Here is a 25,647-nt window from a genome sequence, read left to right on the forward strand (position 1 = left end):
ATCAAACAGGAATTGATTAATCAAAAATATGAAAAAACTGATTACCGTGCCAGCGCATTTCTCGTTGATCAAAAGTATGTTTTAAATCTAGATGAGCTTATCTAGCTATTGATTCATGGACAATCAATACAACATCCTCTTCCTATGCAATGAAAACTCTGCGCGATCAATTATTGCCGAGGCATTGACCACTACACTAAGTCATGGGCGATTTACGGGGTATTCTGCAGGCGCTAAGCCCAGTGGGGTTGTTCACCCGATTGCTCTAGAAATGGCTAAGTCCATGGGGTATCCTATTCAACTTCTGAGAAGTAAAAGCTGGGATGAGTTTGGTCGTGAAGGCGCTCCAAGGATGGACTTCATCATCACCTTATGTGACTCAGCCATAGCCGAAGAGTGCCCCTATTGGCCGGGACATCCCTCAACAGCCCACTGGGGATTCCCTAATCCAGCCAATTCTAATATTGGTAATGATGAAAAAATACGCCAGACCTTTACGCAGGTCGAGCTTGGCCTGCGTAATCGAATCGAGCTACTCATTGATTTGCCGATTGAAACCCTGAATAAACTACAAATTCAAGATCAACTTCATCGTATTCATTACCGCAATTAACTCAAATTACTCTGTATTGCTTTCAAGGCAAGGATTTGAATTTCGGTCAATGGATGATGTCATGACAATGACATCAAAAAAAGTAATCATGATTCATTGATTTCCACCATGAGAAATTACATATGTTTATTAGCAGAATTGCCTATCCAGTTTTATTTATCGCCATGCTACTTCAGGCAATTTGGGTTGAGGCAGCGGCTATTTACCCGATTAATAAGGCTTCTATTCTTGTTGGCTCAACATTTGATATCAAAATTGAGCTGGATCAAGAGTACAAATTAGAAGATGTAGATATTCAGCTAAATAATGCGCCCATCAAAGCAGAGATCAAGTCACAGCCAGTATTCATTGCAAATGAATCGGGCAAGGGAAGTTCTCTAATTTATCGAGATATTCAGCTAACTAAGCCCGGTCAATACACTCTCATCGCCAAGGCGGGTCAGGAAAACATCCAGGTGAACTGGGATGTCTACTCTAGCGGTCCCCGAAAAGTAAAGAATGTCATACTCTTTATTGGTGATGGAATGACGATTGCGAATCGTACTTCCGCCCGCGTTTTATCTAAAGGAATTAATGAAGGTAAATATCAGGGTAAGCTGTCATTTGATGATATGCCCAATATGGCCCTAATTGGAACCTCAGGATCTGACTCACTCATTACCGATTCTGCAAACTCAATGAGTGCTTACACAACTGGTCATAAGACTGCGGTGAATGCCATGGGAGCATATGCTTCACGAGCAGCGGACAACTTATCCCACCCCAAGGTGGAAACCATTTCTGAATTAATTAAGCGTAAAACTAAAATGTCGGTAGGTATTGTCTCGGATGCCGAACTACAGGATGCGACTCCAGGCGCCATGGTGGCTCACACCAGAAGACGCGCTGACAAGGTATATATTGCCGATCAACTATTTGCTAGTGGAGCAGAGGTCATTTTAGGTGGAGGCTCTGCTTACTTTTACCCGCAGTCTACTGAAGGATCAAAGCGTAAGGATGATAAAAATCTTGTGGCGCAATTTGAAGGTTCGGGATACTCAATCGTCCTAAACAAACAAGAATTATTGGCAGCAGCTAATGCTAGGGAAAGTAGAAAGCTATTTGGGGTATTTCATCCAGATAATATGGATGGATCTTTGGATCGATTTTTCTTAAAGAAAAATACAGTGGCGCAATATCCTGATCAACCTGATTTAACAGAGATGACGCAAGCAGCGATCAATGTCTTATCCAAAAATCCCAACGGTTTTTTCTTGATGGTTGAAGCTGCTCTGATTGATAAGTTTAATCATCCGCTAGACTGGGAACGAGCTGCTTTTGATACCATCATGTTGAGTAATGCCGTACAAATTGCAAAAGACTTTGCAAAGAAAAACCCAGATACTTTGATCATTGTTACCCCTGACCATACCCATAGCGGCTCAATCAGTGGCGTTGTGAACGACGCCAAACCAGGACCCCTAAGGGAAAAGGTCGGGGTATACGCGGCTGCGGGTTACCCCAACTACCCCAAAGCCAATGTGGCAGGTTATCCAAGTCAGATTGATGTCAGTAAGCGTTTGGCCTTCTTTTATGGGAACTATCCAGATCACTATGAAACGCTTCATCCAAAACTAGATAGCACATTTAAGCCAGCAGTTAAAGATGAGTCTGGTAAGTATGTCGCTAACCCCAAATATATGCAACTACAAGAAGATGCTATTCATATGCCCGGCAATCTACCCTCACATCAAGGGATGGGCGTTCATACGGCTGATGATGCAGTGTTAAATGCTATGGGCCCCGGATCGGAAAAGTTCCGGGGATTCATGGATAACACTGAGGTTTTCAAAGTGATGGTTGAAACGCTAGGTTTGGGTCATATCAAGCCTTAGCCACCAACATACATTTATGGAATCCTTAAACAATATCAATCTTATATCGCTGGCAGATACTGCAGTCAGCCTTACCGCAGCATTTATTTTTGGTGGGGCTATTGGATTAGAGCGTCAATTTAGGCAAAGAACTGCAGGACTTAGAACAAATGTATTGGTAGCACTCGGAGCAGCCATTTTTGTTGATGCAGCCAATCGTTTAGCTGGTCATGATGGTGCTGTGCACGTGATTGCTTATGTTGTATCAGGAATTGGATTTTTGGGTGCTGGCGTAATCATGCGCGAAGAAGGTAATATTCGAGGGATCAATACCGCAGCTACTTTATGGGGTTCCGGAGCGGTTGGCGCACTCGCTGGAGCTGATTTAATATTTGAAGCAGGACTTGCAACGTGTTTTGTGCTTGCCGCTAATACTTTATTGCGCCCAATTGTCAGTATGATTAATCAGCAACCACTTGATACTAAGTTTGTTGAGGTTACGAACTCAGTCTATATCATCATCTCAAAGAGTGATCAAAAACGGGCTTTAAAGCAATTTATTCAGATATTGGAGGCGGCAGGATATCAAACTCAGGATGTAGAGGTACATCAGTTTGGTAACGATGACGTAGAGATCCAAGCAGTACTTATGGCAACTGCGGTTGAAGGGGGGAAGATGGATGCCTTGATTGCGAATCTGTCTTGTTTGGATTATGTGCATCAAGCATTTTGGAGCCCGAGCACTACTGATTGATGCCCATTAATAACTTAAAACTGCTACATTCATTTTTGGCATGATGATAGATTAAATAAAAATTTCTCTTCACATATCTTTTGCCCCATTGATGTTACGCCTTCTCATTGGCATATTTTTGTTCGGTACGAACAGCCTTTCAATTTCATTAGGGGTCAAATTCTCGAGGGTAAGAGGGAAGCATTTAGTCAATATATGAATTTAACATTTAATATTTTCCGCCGATTCAGATTTAATCGTATTGATCAAAAAATTTCTGCGCCTCTTGAAAAGAGTGAAAGTGTTAACTCATCCAAAATTGCTATGGATGTCATGGGGCCGAGCTCTGAAATTGATTTTCAAAAAGGGGTACCTCAATCAAATACTGGATCTAGCGCGACGCCCCCTGAAAATCGGTATCTCAATATTGCAGATGGCGTTGTAAATCGAAAACTAGCCTATGCCATTTCGGGAAATTTACAGGCGGCAAAAGTTTTGCTTTGTCTGCCGGGCCTCCTGGAAACTAGGGGTTCGTTTCTGAACCTGCACGCCTATTTCTTAAATTTTAGTGATTGCAAGGTTATTAGTGTGGATTTGCCTGGAAGGGGGGACTCTGAGTCGATTACCGAGTCTGATAACTATAAGATGTCACTCTACTTATCCGATATCAAGTACTTAATGAAAGTAATCCTGGACGATAGTCCAGCGACTAGCACCTTTACAGTCTTGGGAACAAGTATGGGTGGCGTTCTGGCTATGTATTTAACCAAATCTCTTGGTAAGAAAATTTCTGAAATTATCCTCAACGATATTGCTTTGACAGTCAATTGGACGGCCTTATATTCTTTATACAAGTCTATGAAGAATGAAATTGGCTTCAAAGAGATAAAGGATCTAGCGCAAGATTTAAGGGTGGATGCAAAGGTAATAACAGATGTACAGTTACCAGGCCATTTTGATCTAAGTTATAAGGCGGATGTTTGGGGTATGAACTTTCATGAGGCTATGGACGACTACAGAGGACGTGTAGCATTGATTTACGGGTCTGATTCAAAGATTTGTACACGACAACGGGTAAGCTCTACAAAGGGCCGCCTTCCCAGCTTTAATTACATTTGAGGTTAAGGGTGCAGGACATCCGGTGCCATTTACGCCTGAAGTATGCGAGTTTATTCAATTGCAAATGAAACTTAGATATGCTATTGCTAATTATTTTCTTTGAGAATGATTGGTCTGAAGATAAAGAGCTGCTCTTGCGCAGGATTAACCTGAACTTCAACGGCTTGAACTTGATCGGCTCCCATCACTTGAAGTCGCAATACATTTTCCAACACCTTTTTTTGATTCTTACGATACAAGGGCTGATCAATTTTGAGTTGATGACTATCGCCATGAATCAATAATACCGGCTTATTAAAAATCTCCGACATAGATATGAAGCTCTCTAATGTATCGCGATAGCCACTATCGCTACTCGTCAATTGGCTGGGCTTATAAAACATATCGGCTTGAAAGGCAAAGATGATTCCATTCAAATTTCGTTGGGTGGCTAAATCAAATGCTTTATCAATCCATGCTAAGTTAGCTTGATTTCTATCTTGATATTCTTTGGTGGCTGACTCTGTACCCTCATTATTGTTATTGGAGCCGGGTATATGGATGCTGACAAATAGAAAATTATTTTTGATCCAGTATGAGTTTTCCACATATTTAGAGTGCCCAGTACTAACATCTGCCTGCCTTTGGAGGCGTATTGTATTTTTACCCAAGCTGTGATTGGTGCTAAAAAATACTGACCTAAGAGCTTCCAGCCTTTCTAGTGGATCGTAAGCGCCGGCTAAAGGACGGTGACAATCCGTCCATTCATTATCTCCAGGACTGTAAATCAAGGGTGCTTTGAAGCTTGAAAAATACGATTTAGTAGTTTGATTGTGCTCATCACTACAGAGTGACGAGCCGGATTTAGTGTCGCCAATAAAAATACTGAAGCTAGGTTTTAGTCGATTTATTTCAGTTATCAAAGTTTGAAAGCGCTGAAAATCCTTTGGTGGTGAGTAAGGCATATCACCTAGGGCGACAAACTTAAAGGTCTGGCCTATAGCCGCTGTTGAAAAGCTTGCTATGGTGATAGCGAGAAAAAATACAGTGAAGCGCATGGCTTTGAAAGTTTTTATTTAATTGAAAATAACCTGCTTATCCCTCTATTTATATTGCTGCGGTTCATCATTGATTTCTTTAATCTCCAGCTCACCAAAGATGTATGTATTTTTCCCCACCTCCTTCCACCCTAGATCTTGAAAGACATTTGTATATTCCCCGGAAAACTTTTTTGATTTCCCATAGAAAATATCTGTAAGCTCATCTTGTTCGTCTTCATCAATAGTCTCAGAAAAGTAGATTACTTTTTCCCCATCATAAGTCTTGCTAATTTCCGCCTCCGGAATATCGGCAATACAAATTCCTACTTGAGGCTGATATTGACTGATGAACTTTGGTTTTGTAGTTGTGATGACAGATCCAAGCTTCCAGACTGTGCCGCATTTAATTTCTTTATTCTGTTTTTTAAAGATAGCTCTTTGGACTAGGGAGCCCATTTCTAGCGGGATAATTTGATAAACCATCTCTTATCTCCTATAGTAAATTTAGGCTTTCATCATGCTCCTCAAGTATGACGATTCAGTGAAGACGGGTGGATTTGATTAAAGCTTGGTCAGTGTAGGGCTTGGTACTAAGGGTTTTGACTGTCTTCATTTTGTAATAGTTCCAGTTCATGATCAGCCTTGTGAATTCACTACATACAACAATTACCTGCCCTAACTGCCGGGGACAAGAATCTCTGGAAATCTCTCAAGGTTATTCTCAGCATCTATATCGCTGCCCATCTTGCAGCACCATCTTGAAGCCTAAGTCTGGAGATTGCTGCATCTTTTGTAGTTTTGGAAGTCTAGATTGCTCTAGTGCGGAGCAAAATTTAGCTTCGTAAGCTAGTTCCCAGTAGACTAGGGTCTCGTTTCACGAATTTGTCATTAGAGTTTCATAAAATAGACATATTTAAGTAAACCTGCTTCTATTGGAAATGCTGTGGCCTTACATCAAAACAAATCCGCAATGAACCCATCTGAGCTCGTCGCTGCAGTCGATCTTGGCTCTAATAGCTTTCGTATGTTGGTAGCCCAAGTCGTGAAGACGCCTTCGGGTACTCAGCTTCGTCCGATTGATACGTTGCGTGAGTCTGTTCGTCTTGCTGCCGGCTTAACTGACAATAAATTATTGGGCAATGATGCCTATCAGCGAGGTATTACGGCAATACGCCGTTTTGGTGAGCGTATTCGAGGGTTTGACCCGGCCAATGTGCGCGCTGTTGCCACCAACACCTTGCGAGTAGCTAAGAATGCGCCTCACTTTATCCAACAAGCCGAGGAGGCCTTAGGTTTCCCCATTGAAGTTATTGCAGGCGTAGAAGAGGCGCGCTTGATTTATATTGGTGCCGCTCATGAGGTGCCAGCTGTGCAGGGCAATCGCTTAGTAGTAGATATTGGTGGTGGCTCTACCGAACTGATTATTGGTAAAGGTTATGAGCCTAGATTGATGGAGAGCTTATATATTGGGTGCGTCTCTCATAGCCTTAGATTCTTTCCTAAGGGAAATATAGATTCTCATGCGTTTAAAGAAGCAGAGCTAGCCGCAAGAAGAGAAATTCAGGTAATTTCCGGTGCATTCCTAAAGACTGGCTGGAAGCAGGTCATCGGTTCTTCTGGCACTGCCCGCGCTTTAGCAGAACTCATTGCGGTGAATAACTTCAATGGCCAAACTGATGGCTTATCAATCGGCTTGGTTAATGGCTCAGATGGTTTGATTACCCGCGATGGCTTAAGAGCCATGAAAAGGCATCTTCTTAAATATGATCATATCAATCAGGTTGAGCTCCAGGGTCTTAAGGATGACCGACGCTCAGTTTGGCCTGGTGGCCTTTCCATCATGATTGCTGTGTTTGATGAGCTTGGTATTGAGTCTATGGAGGTCACGGATGCCGCTTTGAGAATCGGCGTTCTTTATGACCTATTGGGTCGCTCCCAGCATGAGGATATGCGCTTTGTAACTGTTGAGCAATTTATGCAGCGCTATGCCGTGGATCGTGAGCAAGCGAAGCGTGTTGGTAATTTAGCCGCTGAGTTTTTATCCCAACTCCCAAAGCCAGATGAAGAAAGTAGAGCGGACAATATTGCCTTATTGCAGTGGGCTGCCAATCTTCACGAAATTGGTTTATCGATTTCTCATAACGGTTATCACAAGCATTCAGCCTATATTGCAGGAAATGCGGATATGCCAGGTTTCTCGAAAAACGATCAAGCTAGATTGGCTGCTTTACTCATCGGACATACTGGTAAATTAGGGAAGTTGGCGAATAATGCCTCCTTCACCGATTGGCGTATGCTGTTTTGCATGCGACTAGCGCAAGTACTTTGCAGAGGTCGCAGCGACATCAATTTACCTAAGGTCAAAGTTTCGGAGCATAGTGGCGACTATCTGGTCAGCCTCTCCAAGGAGTGGGCTAGAGAGCATCCATTAACGGAGTTCAGCCTTCAAAAAGAAGCGGCCGAGTGGGAGCGCATCGGCCGACCTTACAGCATTAGCTTGAAGTAATTCTTACAGACCTAAGAAGTGTTTAGCGTACCGTGGATTAATTTCTGACAGGCGCAACATCGTGAGCACATCAGCAGTATTGAAGTCTGGATCCCAGGCTGGCGCACTGCAAATCTTTGCACCCAACTTCAGGTAACCCTTAATCAATGGAGGTGGCTCTACCTCTAGCCCACCATTTAATCTATCAAGGGGTAGCGGTAGGCGCGGGAAAGCATGATTCTCAACCGGAGCCATTTGATCATTGCCAAGAGAGTTATAAAGGCTAGCTGCAAAGTGACCGCCATCAGCCATAGGGATGCTTGCACAACCCAGCATGATTTCATAATTGTGCTTTTGCATGTACTGCGCTAGGCCACTCCATAGGGCCATGATGACTGCGCCGGAACGATAGTCTGCATGTACACATGACCTACCAAGCTCAACCATTTTTGGGCGCAAATGATTTAAGCGTGATAAATCGAACTCAGAATCTGAGTAGAGGCGACCAATTTCAGCAGCCTTGTGCGGAGGTAAAACACGATAGGTGCCGACTACCTTTAAAGATTCTTGGTCACGAATGAGTAAATGATCGCAATACGCATCAAATTCATCAATATCGAGGTTTTCTGGATTTTTAGGTAGATTGGCACCCATTTCCTCCGCAAATACTTTGTAGCGAAGACGTTGGGCTTCTTTAATTTCATTAGCGTTGCTAGCCCAGGTAATTTGGAAGGCAGGGCGCTTTGGTTTTGCAATTGCCTTATTAATAAGCACAGGCTCAATAGCCGTTAATTCAGAGCGCGTTCTCAATGCAAACTTTTTACCAAATAGTTTCTTGGCTAATTTTTTAGAAAATAACTTCTTGATTGCTTCAGCTTTATTTTTCTTAAATTTCTTTGGCTTATCTTCGAACCGTGAATTGAAGATATCAAATGCAGCTAGTGGGTTTGGGATATCCGACATTGTTTTCCTTAATTTATTATTTAATCATAAGCTTGCTGTATTACCAAATGGTGACAAGGGGCATGCAAATCGTTGCCCACAATATGGCGGCAATGAGTAGGGCCAGCATGACTGCAGCCGAGCCAAAATCTTTTGCTCTTTTTGATAGATCATGATGATCAAATGAAATACGATCGATAGCGGCTTCTACACTAGAGTTCAGTAGTTCGACTACTAAAACCATGATGAGGGATGCAATAAGGGCGCATTTCTCAAGAGGGCTAATTGGCAAGAACAGGGCGACAGGGCTTAGCACCACAAGCAGGAAAAGTTCTTGTCTAAAGGCACTTTCCTCTTGAAATGCATAGACTATGCCGCACCAAGAATTTTTGGCAGCATGCCATGCCCTTGTGAGCCCGCGATTACCTTTATGTGGGTTTTGGTTAATGTGGTACGGAGCAGTCAAAATAGTGCCTTAGGCTAGTGCGGTAACGTGCACTTCAGGTGAGGGAACTGGTTTGAGGTGATTAGCAAATTGCTCAGAAGCTGCTCGCCAAGAAAACTTCTCAGCATGAGCTCTAGCTAGTTCGCGAGGAATCTTTAGAGCTTGCAGGCAAGCTACTCGAAGATCTTCGTGCATTGCGCCGGCCGAAGAATTACCTAAAACATCAATTGGACCGGTCACTGGATAGGCTGCTACTGGAGTGCCACAAGCCATCGCCTCTAAAATTACGAGCCCAAAAGTATCGGTTTTGCTTGGGAAGACAAATACATCTGCTGCTGCGTATACCTTAGCCAGCTCATGCTGTTGCAAAACCCCTAGATAATTAATGTTGGGGTATTTTTCTTTAATGCCAGCCATCGCTGGGCCATCACCAACCACCCATTTGGATCCAGGAAGGTCTATTTCCAAGAAGGCGTTGATATTCTTTTCAACTGCAACTCTACCAACGTATAAAAAGATCGGGTGAGCACTATTGAGCGCTTTTGAATCCTGCATTTTGAAGATGTCTAAATCTACGCCTCTAGACCACAACACCACATTATTGAGGCCATACTTCTCTAAGTCATCTTTCACCACAATTGTGGGTGCCATCACCGCCATAGAAGGGCCATGGAACCAGCGTATGAATGCGTAGGTAATTGCAAGCGGGATTCCAGTTCGTGCCTTCACATACTCTGGAAAGCGTGTGTGATAAGCGGTAGAGAAGGGGAGATTGTTCTTGACTGCATAGGCCCGAGCCGATAAACCTAGCGGACCTTCGGTAGCAATATGGATTGCATCTGGTGCAAATGCTTTAATTCGGCGAGCCACTTCCTTACCGGGAAATAGGGATAGGGCAATGTCAGGATAGGTGGGGCAGGGGATGGACTTAAAACCAGTCGGAGTAATCATTTCGACTTCATGACCCATGCCGATGAGTTCAGCTCTAGTTTGTTTGAGTGTTCTCACAACACCATTTACCTGCGGATCCCATGCATCAGTAATGATCATAATTTTCATACGGTAGCCTCTTTAATAAGTGCTGCAAGTTCAGGTTGGAGGGTAATTTCAGGTGCATCCACTGGATCGCCATGAATATGCGTCCAATAGATAATTTTTAGTTCGCCGGTCGTGGTCTCTACCAGCGCTGAAAGGCTTTCGACCCAATCGCCATCATTGCAATAGAGCAGTCCATCAATTTCACGAATTTCTGCTTTATGGATATGGCCGCATACGACGCCGTCGCAATTACGTAAGCGAGCCTCTCTAGCCATGATGTGCTCAAAGTCAGCTATGTAGCTGACGGCATTTTTTACTTGATGTTTGAGATATTGGGATAGAGACCAGTACTGCAAACCCATCTTGACCCGCAGCATATTGAAGTAGCGGTTTATATAAAGGATGATGGAGTACATTGAGTCGCCAACATAGGCCAACCATTTGGCATATTGCATTACCCCATCAAATAGATCGCCATGGGTTACCCAAAGCTTACGTCCATCTAGGGTTGTGTGGATTACCTCTTCCTCAACCTTGATGTCACCAAAGGACATGCCAAAATACTGCCGTGCGGCTTCATCATGGTTTCCAGGGATGTAAATAACTTCCGTACCCTTACGGGCTTTGCGCAATAACTTTTGAACGACATCATTGTGGGTCTGAGGCCAGTAAAATGACTGTTTTAAACGCCAGCCATCGATAATGTCACCAACCAGGTAAAACTGGTCTGCTTCATTATGTTTCAAGAAATCGAGGAGGTAGCTTGCCTGACACCCTGATGTTCCCAGGTGTACATCTGAAATCCAAATCGCTCTGTAATGCGTCATGAGTATCTATTAAGCCGATTCATTATGAATGCCTCATGACACTTTTACGACAGTTTGATGACTTGATTTATATTACGGCTAGATATGAAGTATTCCCAATCAAACCCCGCTTTAAGCCCCAGTAGTTGGCTTCGCTATTGGATTTGGATACAAATCCTTTTGCACGTGATTTCTGGGGTCTGCAAACTTTCCATCCTTTTTCCCTTGCTAAATCGAGATCAAAAGGATCGCCATATACATAAATGGTCTAGGAAATTATTAAAAATTTTCAATATTCAGTTAAGTGTGCTTGGCGCGAATAAATTGACCTCTAGTCCGCATTTGCTAGCATCAAATCACATCTCGTGGTTAGACATTCATGTGATTAATGCATTTAAACCGGTCCGTTTTGTTGCTAAATCTGAAGTGCGGGGGTGGCCTGTCTTTGGGTGGATGGCGGAGCAGTTGGGCACCGTCTTCATCCGCAGGGATAGTGCACGTCATGCAAGACAGGTTGTGGACCAGATAGCTGAGGTTCTGAAAGCAGAATCGGTCTGTATTTTCCCTGAGGGCACTTCTAGCTCTGGAGAGTCAGTATTGCCGTTTAAGCCCAATTTATTTGAATCCGCCATTCTTGCAAATGCGCCAGTCCTACCGATTGCCATTGTTTACAGGAAAAGATCAACAGGCCTTAAGAGTGATGCCCCTGCTTTTATTGGAGATATGGGGCTGCTGGAATCGATGTCAAACGTTATTAGCAATAGGGATATTGAGGTGCAATTACACCTAATGGAACCCTATTTGACTGATGAAGTGAAAAGTTCCGATCGCAAAGAGCTCGCTATTTATTGCCAAGAATCCATAACTAAGACCATATAAACAGCATATGTAATAAAAGTGTCATATCCTTGGGATACAAAGGTATCAACGCATCAGGAAGAAATATGACTTCAAAACATAAAGACATGGCTGAGTGGTACAAGCGAGCTCAGGAAGAAATTTTAGATAGTATGGACGAAGAGCTCGAAATGGAGCTCGATGATGATCGCCTATCACCGGACGGTGGAAGCAGTTCCATCATTCCTCGTAATGTCTACTTTAAAGAATTATTCCGCCTTCAGGGCGAATTGGTAAAACTCCAGGATTGGGTAGTTGAAAACAAACTGAAGGTGGCGGTTTTATTTGAGGGCCGTGATTCTGCGGGCAAGGGCGGTGCTATTAAGCGAATTACTCAACGTCTTAATCCACGCGTTTGTAAAGTCGTCGCACTAACGGCGCCAAGTGAACGTGAGAAAACGCAGTGGTACTTTCAGCGCTACGTATCAAATTTGCCTGCTGGTGGTGAGATCGTTTTGTTCGATCGTAGCTGGTACAACCGTGCTGGTGTTGAAAAGGTTATGGGGTTTTGTAGTGATGTCGAGTACGAAGAGTTCTTGCGTACAGTTCCTGAGTTTGAGCGCATGATTATCCGTTCCGGAATTATTCTGATTAAGTATTGGTTCTCCATCTCAGACGATGAGCAATATAGCCGTTTCATGGTGCGTATTCATGATCCGCTCAAGCAATGGAAGCTGAGCCCAATGGATCTCGATGCACGCCGCCACTGGGAGGCCTACACCAAGGCAAAAGAGACTATGCTTGAGCGAACCAATATCCCTGAGGCACCATGGTGGGTTGTGGCTGCTAATGATAAGAAAAAAGCACGCCTAAATTGCATTTCGCATTTACTGGCTCAAATTCCTTATCAAGAAATTGAGCACCCAGAGATTACTCTGCCTGCACGTGTCCACAATCCAGACTACTTACGCGGCCCTGTTCCCATGGATATGTACGTTCCCGAGATCTACTGATTTGCGATAGAAAGTGTTAACCTCTCATCAATTATTGAGGGGTTAACCGTATGAAGCCAGATGTCTTAATCACAAATCGTGAGTTCAAGCTCCTTATCAAGCCTAAGGGTTTAGATCGTCGCAGCAGAATTACCGCTCTAAGCGATCAGATTCTGAAATTCTGCAAAAAGAGTAAGGTTGATTTTTTTCATCTCGATAATGCCAGCACTGGCCTGCGTAATATTTACTTTTACGATACGCCTTCAGAGGATTTGCGTCGCAATAACATCATCTTACGAGTGCGGGAATCCCGTCAAAATGTTTGGGTTGATGATTTTTGTGAGGTGACCCTCAAGTGCCGCGCGCATGACCTTAGTGAATCATCAAAATTTGATCCCAAACCGAAAAAGAACATTAAATCTAGGCTGCGATTAAAAGAGGAAATCTTGCGTGGAGATGGTCTTGGAACAAAAAGATCAATTTATTCGAATAATGCAATTTTGGACGCAATTCCGATTGATAGCTTGTTTGATAGGTCGTTGAGTAGTGCCATGAAATTCTTCCCGGGCTTAATTACATTACCAGTCGATAAAAAATTACCGCTACGCATTGTAGGGGGCAATACTAATAAGATTTTAGAGGCCTGCCTACCTTTGGGTAATTTAGTTTTTGGCGATGGGGTGCAGGCCCATTGTGATATTGCGATTTGGATGAAGAGCGTAGGAGATCCCATTGTTGGAGAGCTTGCTTTTTCATATCGGGTAAATGATGAGAATCGTGCTCAAGCAAATGCCCATAAACGTGCAGATAAATTTTTCAAAAAACTGCAAATTGAACTTGCTGACTGGCTTGAAATTGGAAGTACAAAAACGGCATTAGTTTATGGGAAACCAGAGTGAATCTAGAATCTGGCTCCTTGGAATTAAGAGCTAAAGCTCCAAATTTTGGGGATTTATTTATTCAGTTTTTCATTATTGGTGCCATCAGCTTTGGCGGTGGCATTATTGCCTATGAGCGCATTCTGTTAGTTGAAAAGCGTAAGTGGTTATCGCCAGACGCATTCATGGCTTACCTAGCCATCAGTCAAACCATGCCGGGGCTCAATTCAGTCAACATGGCTGTCTTATCTGGGGATCATTTGCGGGGCGTCTTAGGAGCTATTACCGCCACACTGGGTTTAATTTTGCCGGGCGGGTTATTTGTACTAGCTATGGGGGTGCTCTATGCTGGCGCCTCTGACCATCCTCTAGCTAACTTGATTTTGATAGGCATTGCAGCCGCAGCAAGTGGCTTGCTAGCTGCGATTACTTATCGAATCGGCGATAGTAATTGGCGTCACCTTCAATCACTCCTCATTATTATTGCCACCTTTTTACTGATGAGCGTTGCTAAATTATCTTTACCGCTGGTTCTCCTCATCATGGCCCCTATTGCCATCTATCTATATCGACCAGGCAACGGTACATGAGTTTTTTGCTCAATCTAGCCCTGAGTTTTTCTTTACTATCGCTTTTGGCGGTAGGAGGAGGCACTGCAGTACTGCCAGAAATGCAGTCACTGCTATCTCATCAGTTTGGGATAGATCACACTCAATTTGTTCATATCTACAGTATTGGTCAACTAGCGCCGGGGCCTAATATGCTGATGGTATTGGTTATCGGATACCAATTAGCTGGTCTGCTTGGGGCTGGGATTGTTTTATTTTCTTTCTTTTTGCCGTCTAGCATTCTGTGTTTTTACATCGGCAGGCTATGGAATCGGTTTGGTGAGAGCCCTTGGCGACGAACAATTCAGAATGCCTTAGAACCCATTTCGATTGGCCTAATGGCTTCGGGAGTTTATGCCGTTGGTAAGGCATCCATCGTAGATGGAATTACTGCGGCACTTGCTTTAGTAAGCTTTTACCTCATCCTCAGAACCAAAATTAACCCAGTATGGGTTATTTTGGGCTCTGGAGGATTTGGCGCAATGCTCATGACTTATTTGAAATAAGTCAGGGTTTAGAACGTACCTCTTAAGCCTACCATTAAGCTTCTTCCGGGTTGGGGTGCATATAGTCTTACAGCCATTGGTGTAGTGGCATATCGAATTTGCTCATTGAGTAAATTCTTGAGGTTCATATACACGGTCCAGTTCATATCCTTGATTTTCTCTGTGTAAGAGATCCCAGCATTTAAGAGGTTGTAACTTGGGGCAGGGCCTTGCTCCCAACTTGCCAATCTATTTTGCTGATAGCTGTAGATGTAAGTGGCGTTGGTAAGCCAGCCATTCTGTTGATGCGCAATTTCTGCACCCAAACGGGGAGCAGGTTGCAAAGGGAGATTGCCGCCCGCATCAAAAGTACCTTGCGAGGCATCGCCAAACACACGCCCCCCAAGGCCATGCTCGCGCCAGTTGTAGGTAAGCTCGCCTTCAACCCCTTTGATAGTCGCTGCCGCTTGCTGTGCTACTACTACCGAGAAGTCACCGGCACTGGGAACGAATTGCCCAGTGTAGTAGCCATAGATGTAGTTATTAAAACGATTGGCATACACACTTGCCTTAGCTCTCATTAAGCCACTGGTTTTTTGGATATTAAATTCTAGATTATGAGAAGTCTCTTTATCGAGATTGGGGTTGCCAATATCAAAGGTGGCGGTAGATTCATGAGCGCCATAGGAATACAGTTCCTGGGCACTGGGGGCGCGTTGAGAAACGGTGTAGGCAACACCAGCACCATGACCTTGCATGAAGTTCCATAAACCGCCAGCAGAGTAAGACATTAAATTAAAGTTGCGGTTTTGCAAGGTGATGGTGGGCATTACACCAGTATCAACGGGTTCAGACACCAACCCGGTTCCCAGATTTGGCTTTTGAGCTACATTGTTATAGCGTAACCCGAGGTTGCCTTGAAGGGAATTCCATTTACCTTCCTCAATCCAGAACAAGGCATTGGAGTTGGTCTTGGTTGGCGGAACGATGGCGTAGCTACCAGTCCCCACTTCAGTGGCGTTCAGTGACGCGGCGGATACCTGCGCGCCAAAGGTGCCTTTCCAGCCAAGCAACGGGTTATGGGCAAGTTCAAAACGCGCTTCATTGGCAATGTTCTTCCACAGAGATGCAGCTTCACCGGCGTTATTAAATTCCGTATGGTTGTAATTGGAATTCGCTGCACTAAATTTGAAAGAGGAAAATCCTGCAAAAGGATCGCGAGTTTGATGTTGCAAGTCATAGCGATTCTGTGATTGATTAATTGAGCCACCTTCCGGTGTTGGAATGCCGTAGTTATTATTTAAACGCTCCGCAGAAACACCGGTATAACCGTTTTGACCAATATAAGAAACACCAACACCTAAATTATTTTGGTTGTTAAAAGAGTTCGGCAGCTTACCGCTGTAGTTATTTCCGCCATCTCCGCCAGGCGGCACCGTCCATCCACCAGCAGGCTCTCCTTGTGATTGTGTGGAGTTCCCTGGAATGCGGTAATTATTTGCATTATTAATAGCGGTATCCACGTGGACTGCTACCGAACTAAATGCTCCGTCCACTTCAACTGCTCCAGCTCTGCCATTGTTAACGGTCTCATAACTGGTATTGACGGCGCCTGTAGGTCTATCGGGCAAGTTGGTCAGGATGCGATCGTTGACTACGTTAACAAGTCCACCACTCGAGCCAGAGCCATACAGTAGGGCAGCTGCGCCGCGCAGAATCTCCACCTGATGGGCGTTTTGCATGTTGTTGCCAACAGCATGGTCTTGCGAGATATTGGATACGTCACCAACAGATAAACCATTCTGCAAAATTTGTACACGAGAACCCTCAAGCCCCCGAATGACTGGCCGAGATGAGCCAGCACCATAACCTGTTGCGGATACACCCAATTCATTGGCAAGTGTGGCGCCCAAAGTGCTACCCAATTTATTGAGCAACTCATCGCCTCGTAAAATCTTGGTAGGGGTCAAGATGCTTTGCGTTGCTTCTTGCGATCCAGTGGAGGTGATTTCAAGAGAGGGTGGAGATTGCGCAAAGGCGGTGGTACTAATTAATCCTGAAATCAGGACGTAGATTAGCTTTTGCTTAGCCAATGGCTGATGGATTTGATGCATATTGTTTCCTTCATTCCTGATGCATTCCACTTACTGCGTGGAGCAATAAATCTAAAGACCAAACAATTCAGTTTGGCGTATCGGGTGATTTACAGGATGAGGCTAGGTGGGGCTCTAGATTGATATAACCCAATATGAATTCGGGTCAGTGAAGCGTCGGCTGATACCAATTGCACTTCACGAAAGAAGTTGATGCCAATGAAAAGATTGGGAGTTGAGGCAATGAAGCCAGCAAGGGTGAGCGCATCTAATAAGTGGCAGCCTGCAGAGCTATGACCAAGGGTAGGCGCTTGATCTACACAGCTAAGTTCAATGCTTTGGTGGTTTATCCCAGAGTGGGCAATGCCGTGAGCAAAGCCAATCCAGTGTGTGCCCAATAAGCTGGCCAGCAGAAAGCTGAGGGCAACAAACCCCTTGAGTTCTTTTCTGAGTTTGCTTAAAAATAAGGCTTCCATACCCTGAATCTTACAGGATTTGCCCTTGTGGGCCATCTCGGTGTAGAATATCGATTCCGTCGGAGTGTAGCGCAGCCTGGTAGCGCACCTGCTTTGGGAGCAGGGGGTCCAAGGTTCGAATCCTTGTACTCCGACCACTTTCTCTTTGTATTATTTTCAGTCCCAGTACACACTGCCTATAGCTCAGCTGGATAGAGCAACGCCCTTCTAAGGCGTAGGTCGCACGTTCGAATCGTGCTGGGCAGGCCACTCCCCACTTTTTATTGCTGTTTCAGTCTATTTCATTGTGCTCAATTGGCTCAATCATGGCTCGAGCTTGGCTAGCGTATGGGTTCACCTTGAGTATGGCGTAAGTTAATCCTGGGTGACTATTAGCGACTCAGACAAAATTTTGACCCTATCTATTTAGTGTCGGTTTGACCCGACTCGGGGGTGTCACTTAACGCGACGGTTAAATAGTTCTTATAATTTTTTTTGTGTACTTTCAAAACTGGGTAAGCAAGAGCTGTCGGATTTAATAATTATTATTAGAATCTATAAGATACAAAACCTCAATTAATAGACTTTTAAGCATTCCCCCCTATAATCTTCAAAACCCCCAGTAAATATAGGGAAATCTACCTCTGGGGCTATAAAAACAGCATTAGTACAGACTTAGAGGCAGCCGATTTGATTCACGGCCAGGTTAAAACTAGCGAACCGATTGTTGCAAGAGCAAGCCCCTCAACGTGGATGGCTCGTGCTTTTGCCCCTCTGTTCTTTGTAAGTGCTGTTTTTGCGCAAACATCCCCTGCAAATACTGCAATTCCAGCTAGCGTGACCGTACAGACAAATGAATCTAAAGATGTTCTATCTGTACCCCCAGTAGTGAGCAACGCAAGCAGTGCTTCGAATGCTCCAAACGTAGCCAATGCCACGTCCTTGTTTGCGCCAATAGGCCAAAACAATACACCGAAGATCTATACCAAGGGTATGCCGTCTGGCCCTACAGAAATGGATTTACGCCAGCTTTGGAATGAGCTCAAACTCAATAACCCGCAGTTGTCTTCATTGCGTGAGTCATATCTCTCCGCAAAAGCAACAGTCCCACAGATCAATGCGCCAGCTAATCCACAGGTCGGCTTGGTATGGTCTGGTATGCCGGCAAATTCACCATTTGCATTGGGTGGTGCTAATGCGCCTTCCCCACAGTACCCCAATGGCATCAGTAGCAATAACTCCATTTCTATTGCGCAGCCGTTTCAGTTTCCAGGCAAGAAAAGCTTGGCATCGGACATTGCTAACACCAATGCTGAGGCTTTATTAGCCCAAAGCGAATCAACCTACCTACAGTTGGGCGCACAGTTATCGACCTTGTACTACACCGCCTTAGCATCACAAAAGCAGTTACAGGTTCTGAAAGAATCGGTGATGCGTTTGGAAATGATTAAGAACGTGGCTAAAGCACGTTATGCCAATAATGCCGCTGCTTATGTTGAATACCTTAACGCGCAGGTGGCCCAAAGTGCAGCGCAAGCAGATCAATTTAACGTAGAACGTCAGCTATCCGTTGCGCTGAACAGCATTAATACTTTGGTGGGCCGCCATTCCAGAGAAAAGCTCATACTGCGAGGTGATGTGCGCCTCGCGATGAAGAGTGTGCCCACCTTGCTTGAGTTAGAAGACTATGCCGAAACCAGCCATCCCTCATTAAAAAGCTCTGCATTGCAGTTAGAAGCAGCACGCAAAGGTGTCGATCTGGCCAAGAAGGCTTACTTACCAGACTTCCAAGTGATTGGCTCTTCATTTACGCCGCGTGGTCCATTCTCGGCCAATAACGGTGCCATGTTTTATCAGCTTGAACTAGACCTCGTTATTCCCTTGTACTTCTTTACCAAAGAAAAGTATGGGGTAGAGCAGGCACAGCGTAGCCAAGCGGCAGCTGAGGCTGGCAATATCTCCAATCGGCAGCAAGTTGTGTTGGCGGTTAATAGCGCCTATGCCACATACGAGCAAGCCAAGAGTCAGGCGCAATTTTTAAAAGAGCGCCAAGTGCCTCAAGCAGATGCCGCCTATAAGGTTGGTCTTACTCAGTACTCCAATAATGGTCAGGGGTTTAACGATTTGCTGACAGCGCAAACCCAATTGCGTAGCCTCGAAGTTCAATTAGCGCTAGCGGAGAGTAATTTACTGCAAGCGCAAGCGGTATTGCTAGTCACATCTGGCAAAGAACCATTTTAAGGAGCAGTGTTGAAAGACAAAATTCTTTCCTTTCTAATACAGCTTGCGGAAAAAGCAAAGCCTATCGCTCATAAGGTCTTGCACTTTGGTGGCCATAGACTACATGTGGCCCTTGCAAGTATTGCTGGTCTGTACTGGAATCTCAGCCCCCAAAATCGTCACCGTGTGCGCCTGGCAGCATTTGCTTTTGCCATTCTTTCAGTTGGCATTGTTGTTGGCCGTATTACCAATGTGAACCGTAACGTCAAAATTGAAGCATCTGATAAGGCTCTCAAAGTTGAGAAGAGCGGCATCTTAGAGTTAAAGCTTCCGGGCATTAAGCTCAATCCAGAAATTTATATCTTCCAAACTGCGGAAAAAGTGCAGGTACCGGTCGATATTAAAGTACCAGGCCGCCTGGCATTTAATGCAGAAAAGTCTAAGGTTCTCTCTGCACGTGCACCAGGGCGGGTAGAGCGCATCTATGCATTCGATGGTGCCGAGGTCAATATTGGTTCTCCAATAGTGGAGTTGTATAGCCCAGAATTTTTATCTGCTCAGCAAGAATACTTACTCTCTGCAAAAACTGCCAAGGTACTAGAATCTAGCAAGACGATGAGCGACTTGCTTGGTGATGCGCGTATTACCCAACAAGCTGCTGCAAACCGCATGCGTAATCTCGGTGCTGGAGATGGCGACATCAAGGCAATCGAGAGTACTGGAAAAACTCAAAGCAATTTGGTGATGCGATCTCCGTTAAAGGGGGTAGTGGTCAAGCGTAATGTGGAGCCAGGCTCCGCTCTGAACTCGGGTGATGTGATTGCCACTTTGGCTGATCCAAAGCAACTTTGGTTTTTAGGTAACGTATTTGAGCAAGACTTACACTTGATTAAGCCAGGACAGAAAATGTCTTTACATGTAGAGGCTTATCCGGACAAAGAGTTTGTGGCATATGCAAACTATATTGCCCCAACAATTGATTCCCAAACCCGCGCCTTATTGGTTCGTGCTGAGATCGAAAATAACGACGATCTCTTCCGCCCTGATATGTATGCATCTGCTAAGTTAACTACGGGCATGGCGGATGCCATCGTCGTGCCGCAAACAGCAGTAGTGCGTATACGAGAAATGCGCTACGTCATCATTAAATCAGGCGATGAGATATACCGTCGCCTACCCGTCAAAGGTTATGACCTCAATAGCAAGGCTTTTGCGATTACTGAAGGTGTTGAGCCAGGTGCACGTATCTTGGCTGAAGGTGCTGTCTTGTTAAATGATCGATTTGCAAAGCAGGAAGACTAAGTGAGTGCCTTTACCTCCTTCATTCGGGGTGTACTTGAGAAACGGGTGCTGGTCATCGTTGGTTCAATCGTGCTCCTCGGTTTGGGGATGTTCAGTCTTTCTAAGTTGCCAATACAGCCATACCCTGGTGTAGCGCCATTAACGATTCAGGCAATTTCTCAATGGCCCGGCCGAAGTACTACTGAGGTAGAGCAACAAGTCACTATCCCGGTAGAAAATGCCTTGGCTGGTATTCCGGGTCTTCAGGCTTTCCGTTCGGTTTCTCTATTTGGTCTGTCTGTTGTAACGCTGAAGTTCAATGACACAACAGATCCTTTTAAGGCCCGCCAAACATTTATTACTAGTCTGGCTAATGTGAGTTTTCCTACTGGAGTCTCCTCCAGCATAAGTCCGGATACTGATGCCACTGGCGAGATCATGCGTTATGAGGTGAAGTCAGATTACGCCTCATCCACCCAATTAAAAACATTGCAGAACTATGAGATCTATAAAGAGCTCAAGCAAACCCCTGGCGTAGCGGATGTCTCATCATTTGGCGGAAGGGTTCGCCAATACCAAGTCATTGTTAGCCCAGAAAGCTTGCAATCAAAAGGCGTCACTGTTAATGAGCTGATTGCTGCTTTAACGAATGCCAATAGCAATACTGGTGGCGGACTATTGCCTAGCGGTGAGCAGCAATTTGTAGTACGCGGTGTAGGTCTATTGAAAAATATCGATGACATCAAGCGGGTGGTTATATCGATTCATAACAGCGTGCCAATTCGAATTGGTGATGTAGCCCAGGTGGAGATTGGCAATGCGCCACGGCTGGGTATGTTCCAGTTCAATGACAATCCAGACTCAGTTGAGGGAATCGTTTACTTACGCCGTGGCGAGAACGCTACTGCAGTACTGGCTCGAGTTCGCAGCACCGTTGAGAACATCAATAAACAAGTGCTACCACCCGGAATTGAAGTGGTGCCGTTCTATGATCGCCAAGTTTTATTAGATATTACGATCGGTACAGTGAAGCACACCCTGTTCTTTGGTATCTCATTAGTGCTCGCAGTACTCTTTTTCTTCTTGGGTAATTTACGCGCTGCAGCAGTAGTGGCGGCAGTAATTCCACTGGCACTCTGTGTATCGTTTATTCAAATGCATATATGGAGTGTGCCGGCTAACCTGATTTCTCTTGGCGCGATTGACTTTGGTGTGATTGTCGACTCTGCGGTGATTTTGACCGAGAACGTCATGCGTCATCTGGAAGAAGGTGGCAAGCGTCTCAATCAAAGCATTATCTTGGCGACGAGTGAAGTACAGCGAGCCATGATTTATTCCACCGGCATCATTATTGTTGCTTATTCCCCATTATTTTTTATGGGCGGAGTGGAAGGCATTATTTTTAAGCCAATGGCCTTCACTATGGGCTTTGCTTTGATTGCCGCCATGATTCTGAGCTTAACTTTCTTGCCAGCGATGATCTCCTTGGTCTTTGGTGAGAACTTGCACCACAAACCACCAGGATTCATTACTCGCTTACTCGATGGTTACAAACCTTTACTTAGAAAGTGGATGGATCGTCCATTAACCGTGGTATCAGTTGCAGTATTTGTATTGGGCTTGACTGTACTAAGTATTACTCGCTTGGGTACCGCCTTCCTACCAACTCTTGAGGAAAATAATATTTGGCTGCGAGTGACTTTGCCAAATACGGTGGATTTGGATTACTCGGTTAAGGTAGCCAATCAGTTGCGCGAGACTTTCTTAAGGCAACCCGAGATTGACAAAGTGGCTGCCCAGATTGGTCGTCCGGATGATGGTACAGACTCCACCGGCGTATTTAACCAAGAGTACGGGCTCTATTTAAAGAGCCCAGATAAGATGCCAAGCGGCTCTAGTAAGAAAGAGTTAATTGCCCATCTTGAGCAAGAACTCAACAAGATTCCCGGTGTGACTTACAGTTTCTCGCAATACATTCAGGACAACGTGAATGAAGCACTCTCTGGTGTTAAGGGGGAGAACTCCGTCAAGATTTATGGCACAGACTTAGAGGTCTTGGATCAAAAAGCCCATGAGGTAATTGAGCAGCTCAAAAAAGTACGAGGTGTAGCGGACGAAGGCATCCTTAAGGAATTAGGGCAGCCGACTTTAAATATTCAGATTGATCGAGAACGCGCTGCGCGTTACGGCATTAATGTAAATGACATTCAGACGGTAGTTGCCAACGCTATTGGTGGCGCTGCGGTGACCAATCTTCTCGAAGATGAGAAGACTTTCGGCATAGCCATTCGCCTAAACGAAGGTAGTCGCAACGATATTGCTGATATTGGCCATCTATTGGTAGATTCGCCTAACAGCGCAGCTATTCCTTTGTCGATGGTGGCAACGGTTCAATTAAGCGATGGCCCATTCTTCATCTATCGTGAAGCCGGTAAACGTTACATCGCCATTAAATTCAGCGTACGTAACCGCGATTTGGGTAGTGCTGTAGAGGATGCGCAATTCTTGGTAGAGAAGAACATCACCCTGCCACCAAACTACTCGATTAGTTGGGATGGTCAATTCAATCAAATGAAACAGGCCCAGAAAAAACTCATGCTGATCGTGCCTTTGGCATTACTGGGCATCTTCTTGTTACTTGTGAGTGCTTTTGGTAATTTCCGGGATGCGGTAATTGTGATGATCAATGTACCGTTTGCAGCGATTGGTGGCGTGATTGCTCTGCATCTTGCAGGTGAGACCTTAAGCATCTCCGCCTTCTTTGGATTCTTATCTTTATTTGGTATTGCCATTCAGGACGGTGTGATTCTGATCTCCTTTATTAATAAGACGGCAGCTAACGAGCATGGTGAGATGAAAGATGTCATGGTGGAGGGCGCCTCTTTGCGAGTGCGCCCGGTACTCATGACAGCAGCACTTTCTGGACTAGGACTCTTACCGGCTGCTTTATCTCACTCGATTGGCTCTGAGGCTCAGCGTCCTTTAGCCCTAGTGATTGTGGGTGGTATGGTGACGACGACTATTTTGACCCTCTTGGTATTACCAGTAATATATGGATGGTTCAGAGGGCGCAGCTTAAGCCAAACTGCCAAAGCTTAACTATGGATGAGATTCAAAATTTCGGTCAATGGACCAAATGTCTGAAGTGAAAACAGCTTCCTCCATAGTCCGCTAAGGATTGAATTGAGCCTGCCATCGATAAATATGGCGAAGGTCTGCTTTGTGATCAGTAACAGCCATTTAAAACCCTCGCGTATTAGTGTCGGTTTAAACGACAGTAAATAATTCAGGTCGCCCAAGTCTAAATCTGAAATTAAGCTAACAAGTGTCGTGTATCGAGACACTTGTAATGAATAATCTATCACTCTTATTTTCTAGTCCTACCGCCGAAACTGAACCCATCAAACTCCTTGATGGACTTCTGACACTCTATAAGAGACCCGCGAGTCACCAATCGCAATGCCGCTTTAAGCTCTCTACGGGGGCTTGGCATTCCGCTAGTACGGGATCTGACCAGTTAGCCGAAGCCACAACCCAAGCTATTTCTATATACGAGACAGTCAAGCTCAAGCTAGCCAGTGATTTAGCCATTAAGACTCGGACTTTTCGCCAATTGGCCACGCAAGAACTTGCTGCTGCTGCCCGAGTTGTGCAAGCCAATCCCAATAAACGTACTCATGTGGACTACATCCATATCTATACCAAGTACCTAACCCCATTCTTTGGTGATTACCAGATTAATGACATCACCAGGGAAGTAGTAGATGACTATGTAGCCTGGCGCATATCCCGGATGGGTAAGAATCCCAAGACCTATACCCAAAGGCGCCATGCTGGTCTTTATAAGCGGGTAATTGAGCGAGCCAGAGATCAAGGGTTAATTCACCGTCTTCGAACCATTCCATTATTGGAGGTCGCTGCCGATAGGGCAGAGATTAGGCCAGCCTTTAGCCATCAAGAGATCGATTACTTGCTGGAATACATGCGGGACTGGGAGCGTTTTGGCCGCAATCAACGCAGTAATCATATGAGAAGACTTTGCAGAGTTTATGTGGAGTTCTTGCTAGGAACAGGCATAAGGCAGGGCACAGAGAGCATGCCACTTCTAAGGCGTAGGTCGCACGTTCGAATCGTGCTGGGCAGGCCAACCCCCCCCTATTTTTAAGTAGTTCATTGTCAACTCAGGCTGTTCTATTGGCGCGATATAAGTTGAACCATGACTAGGGCCTATCTATGCAAGGGTGTTTTTGGGCCTAGCCTATAAGGCCAAACCCATGGTGATGCCCGTGATGGGAGTGTCCTAACCCTTCATCATTCCCGCCCAAATTTAAAATTATTAGGAAGCCAATCAGATCGATTCCCATCAACATCATTACCAATCGAGCGCATATGCTTTGAACAGACTGGGCAACTCACACCATTCCAATCCTGCAGGAAATTATCCGATTGACATCCTTTGCAGTGAAGTTCATCAGCTAGCCCTGGTAAATTAGCAATTTTGTATGTATCTACTCGCCTGCAGCGTCGGCAATATTTCGGCACTGTCGAATAGTAAGTGTTTCTCTCAATGCCAAACGAGCCGGTACCACGAAACCCACAATACCCACAATAAAATCTGTATTTGGCGGCCATAATTACTGCCCCTCACCCTGTTTACTCAATACATTTTTATATTGACTGGTAAAGTTTGAAATCAAAAGGGCGCGCTCTTGATTTGCTACTCCAATCGTGATTTTTCTATAAAT

Annotated in this window: 23 protein-coding genes and 2 tRNA genes; 17 read left to right on the forward strand and 8 right to left on the reverse strand. The window is 44.8% G+C overall.

Going from position 1 to position 25,647, the window contains the following annotated elements; translation table 11 throughout:
- The first annotated feature begins 115 nt into the window (after window positions 1-115).
- The 4 genes from B7X71_RS02600 (at window position 116) to B7X71_RS02615 (ending at window position 4,318) form a co-directional block, all read left to right on the forward strand.
- On the forward strand, window positions 116-613 hold the full coding sequence (locus B7X71_RS02600) for an arsenate reductase ArsC (protein ID WP_293597005.1): 498 nt from the start codon (window positions 116-118) through the stop codon (window positions 611-613).
- A gap of 122 nt (window positions 614-735) precedes the next feature.
- Window positions 736-2,487: an alkaline phosphatase gene (locus tag B7X71_RS02605; RefSeq protein WP_293597004.1), complete on the forward strand. Its 1,752-nt coding sequence runs from the start codon at window positions 736-738 to the stop codon at window positions 2,485-2,487.
- A gap of 16 nt (window positions 2,488-2,503) precedes the next feature.
- On the forward strand, window positions 2,504-3,220 hold the full coding sequence (locus B7X71_RS02610; protein WP_293597003.1) for an MgtC/SapB family protein: 717 nt from the start codon (window positions 2,504-2,506) through the stop codon (window positions 3,218-3,220).
- Between the two features lie 195 nt (window positions 3,221-3,415).
- The gene (locus B7X71_RS02615) at window positions 3,416-4,318 is read left to right on the forward strand and encodes an alpha/beta hydrolase (RefSeq protein WP_293597002.1); all 903 of its coding nucleotides are present in this window, start codon (window positions 3,416-3,418) and stop codon (window positions 4,316-4,318) included.
- An 86-nt stretch (window positions 4,319-4,404) separates the two neighbouring features.
- Here the strand turns inward: B7X71_RS02615 and B7X71_RS02620 are convergent, their stop codons facing one another.
- Both B7X71_RS02620 and B7X71_RS02625 read right to left on the reverse strand, forming a co-directional pair.
- Window positions 4,405-5,355, reverse strand: coding sequence for a hypothetical protein (locus B7X71_RS02620; protein WP_293597001.1), 951 nt, complete (start codon window positions 5,353-5,355; stop codon window positions 4,405-4,407).
- Between the two features lie 45 nt (window positions 5,356-5,400).
- Window positions 5,401-5,820: a hypothetical protein gene (locus B7X71_RS02625; RefSeq protein WP_293597000.1), complete on the reverse strand. Its 420-nt coding sequence runs from the start codon at window positions 5,818-5,820 to the stop codon at window positions 5,401-5,403.
- 149 nt (window positions 5,821-5,969) lie between these two features.
- Here B7X71_RS02625 and B7X71_RS02630 point away from each other — a divergent pair, with 149 nt between their 5' ends.
- Both B7X71_RS02630 and ppx read left to right on the forward strand, forming a co-directional pair.
- On the forward strand, window positions 5,970-6,182 hold the full coding sequence (locus tag B7X71_RS02630) for a GDCCVxC domain-containing (seleno)protein (RefSeq protein WP_293596999.1): 213 nt from the start codon (window positions 5,970-5,972) through the stop codon (window positions 6,180-6,182).
- 125 nt (window positions 6,183-6,307) lie between these two features.
- Window positions 6,308-7,843, forward strand: coding sequence for an exopolyphosphatase (gene ppx, locus B7X71_RS02635; protein WP_293597026.1), 1,536 nt, complete (start codon window positions 6,308-6,310; stop codon window positions 7,841-7,843).
- 3 nt (window positions 7,844-7,846) lie between these two features.
- Here ppx and B7X71_RS02640 read toward each other — a convergent pair whose 3' ends face one another.
- The 4 genes from B7X71_RS02640 to B7X71_RS02655 are packed head-to-tail and all read right to left on the reverse strand — an operon-like array spanning window position 7,847 to window position 11,074.
- Entirely contained in the window at window positions 7,847-8,785 is a 939-nt protein-coding gene (locus B7X71_RS02640; protein WP_293600170.1) for a GNAT family N-acyltransferase, read from the reverse strand.
- 40 nt (window positions 8,786-8,825) lie between these two features.
- The gene (locus B7X71_RS02645) at window positions 8,826-9,230 is read right to left on the reverse strand and encodes a diacylglycerol kinase (protein WP_293598649.1); all 405 of its coding nucleotides are present in this window, start codon (window positions 9,228-9,230) and stop codon (window positions 8,826-8,828) included.
- A 9-nt stretch (window positions 9,231-9,239) separates the two neighbouring features.
- A complete protein-coding gene (locus B7X71_RS02650; RefSeq protein ID WP_293598650.1) occupies window positions 9,240-10,268 on the reverse strand; it encodes a glycosyltransferase family 1 protein in 1,029 nt (342 codons plus the stop codon).
- Window positions 10,265-11,074 carry a UDP-2,3-diacylglucosamine diphosphatase gene (locus B7X71_RS02655; RefSeq protein ID WP_293598651.1) on the reverse strand — a complete coding sequence of 270 codons (810 nt, stop codon included), beginning with the start codon at window positions 11,072-11,074 and terminating at the stop codon, window positions 10,265-10,267. The genes B7X71_RS02650 and B7X71_RS02655 overlap by 4 nt, the downstream gene beginning before the upstream one ends.
- Before the next feature lie 303 nt (window positions 11,075-11,377).
- On the opposite strand from B7X71_RS02655, the gene B7X71_RS02660 reads away from it, so the two are divergent.
- The 5 genes from B7X71_RS02660 (at window position 11,378) to B7X71_RS02680 (ending at window position 14,874) form a co-directional block, all read left to right on the forward strand.
- A complete protein-coding gene (locus tag B7X71_RS02660; RefSeq protein ID WP_293600171.1) occupies window positions 11,378-11,932 on the forward strand; it encodes a lysophospholipid acyltransferase family protein in 555 nt (184 codons plus the stop codon).
- A gap of 65 nt (window positions 11,933-11,997) precedes the next feature.
- Window positions 11,998-12,903: a polyphosphate kinase 2 gene (gene ppk2, locus B7X71_RS02665; protein ID WP_293598653.1), complete on the forward strand. Its 906-nt coding sequence runs from the start codon at window positions 11,998-12,000 to the stop codon at window positions 12,901-12,903.
- A gap of 251 nt (window positions 12,904-13,154) precedes the next feature.
- Window positions 13,155-13,781 carry a hypothetical protein gene (locus B7X71_RS02670; RefSeq protein ID WP_293600172.1) on the forward strand — a complete coding sequence of 209 codons (627 nt, stop codon included), beginning with the start codon at window positions 13,155-13,157 and terminating at the stop codon, window positions 13,779-13,781.
- The gene (locus B7X71_RS02675; RefSeq protein WP_293598025.1) at window positions 13,778-14,350 is read left to right on the forward strand and encodes a chromate transporter; all 573 of its coding nucleotides are present in this window, start codon (window positions 13,778-13,780) and stop codon (window positions 14,348-14,350) included. The genes B7X71_RS02670 and B7X71_RS02675 overlap by 4 nt, the downstream gene beginning before the upstream one ends.
- Window positions 14,347-14,874, forward strand: coding sequence for a chromate transporter (locus B7X71_RS02680; RefSeq protein ID WP_293598026.1), 528 nt, complete (start codon window positions 14,347-14,349; stop codon window positions 14,872-14,874). Before B7X71_RS02675 ends, B7X71_RS02680 begins: the two co-directional genes overlap by 4 nt.
- 8 nt (window positions 14,875-14,882) lie before the next feature.
- Here B7X71_RS02680 and B7X71_RS02685 read toward each other — a convergent pair whose 3' ends face one another.
- Window positions 14,883-16,967, reverse strand: a complete 2,085-nt coding sequence (locus B7X71_RS02685) for a TonB-dependent receptor (protein WP_293598027.1) — start codon at window positions 16,965-16,967, stop codon at window positions 14,883-14,885.
- An 89-nt stretch (window positions 16,968-17,056) separates the two neighbouring features.
- Window positions 17,057-17,422, reverse strand: coding sequence for a hypothetical protein (locus tag B7X71_RS02690; protein WP_293600173.1), 366 nt, complete (start codon window positions 17,420-17,422; stop codon window positions 17,057-17,059).
- 60 nt (window positions 17,423-17,482) lie between these two features.
- Here B7X71_RS02690 and B7X71_RS02695 point away from each other — a divergent pair.
- From B7X71_RS02695 to B7X71_RS02720, 6 genes are all read left to right on the forward strand, one after another.
- Window positions 17,483-17,559, forward strand: a tRNA-Pro gene (locus B7X71_RS02695).
- Between the two features lie 35 nt (window positions 17,560-17,594).
- Window positions 17,595-17,671, forward strand: a tRNA-Arg gene (locus B7X71_RS02700).
- Between the two features lie 420 nt (window positions 17,672-18,091).
- Complete coding sequence (locus B7X71_RS02705; protein WP_293598029.1) at window positions 18,092-19,642, forward strand: TolC family protein; 1,551 nt, start codon at window positions 18,092-18,094, stop codon at window positions 19,640-19,642.
- A 6-nt stretch (window positions 19,643-19,648) separates the two neighbouring features.
- Window positions 19,649-20,923 carry an efflux RND transporter periplasmic adaptor subunit gene (locus B7X71_RS02710; protein WP_293598030.1) on the forward strand — a complete coding sequence of 425 codons (1,275 nt, stop codon included), beginning with the start codon at window positions 19,649-19,651 and terminating at the stop codon, window positions 20,921-20,923.
- A complete protein-coding gene (locus B7X71_RS02715) occupies window positions 20,924-24,001 on the forward strand; it encodes a CusA/CzcA family heavy metal efflux RND transporter (RefSeq protein WP_293598031.1) in 3,078 nt (1,025 codons plus the stop codon).
- Between the two features lie 250 nt (window positions 24,002-24,251).
- Entirely contained in the window at window positions 24,252-25,067 is an 816-nt protein-coding gene (locus B7X71_RS02720; RefSeq protein WP_293599763.1) for a hypothetical protein, read from the forward strand.
- Window positions 25,068-25,647: the final 580 nt, after the last annotated feature.

The sequence above is a fragment of the Polynucleobacter sp. 39-46-10 genome (assembly GCF_002282275.1).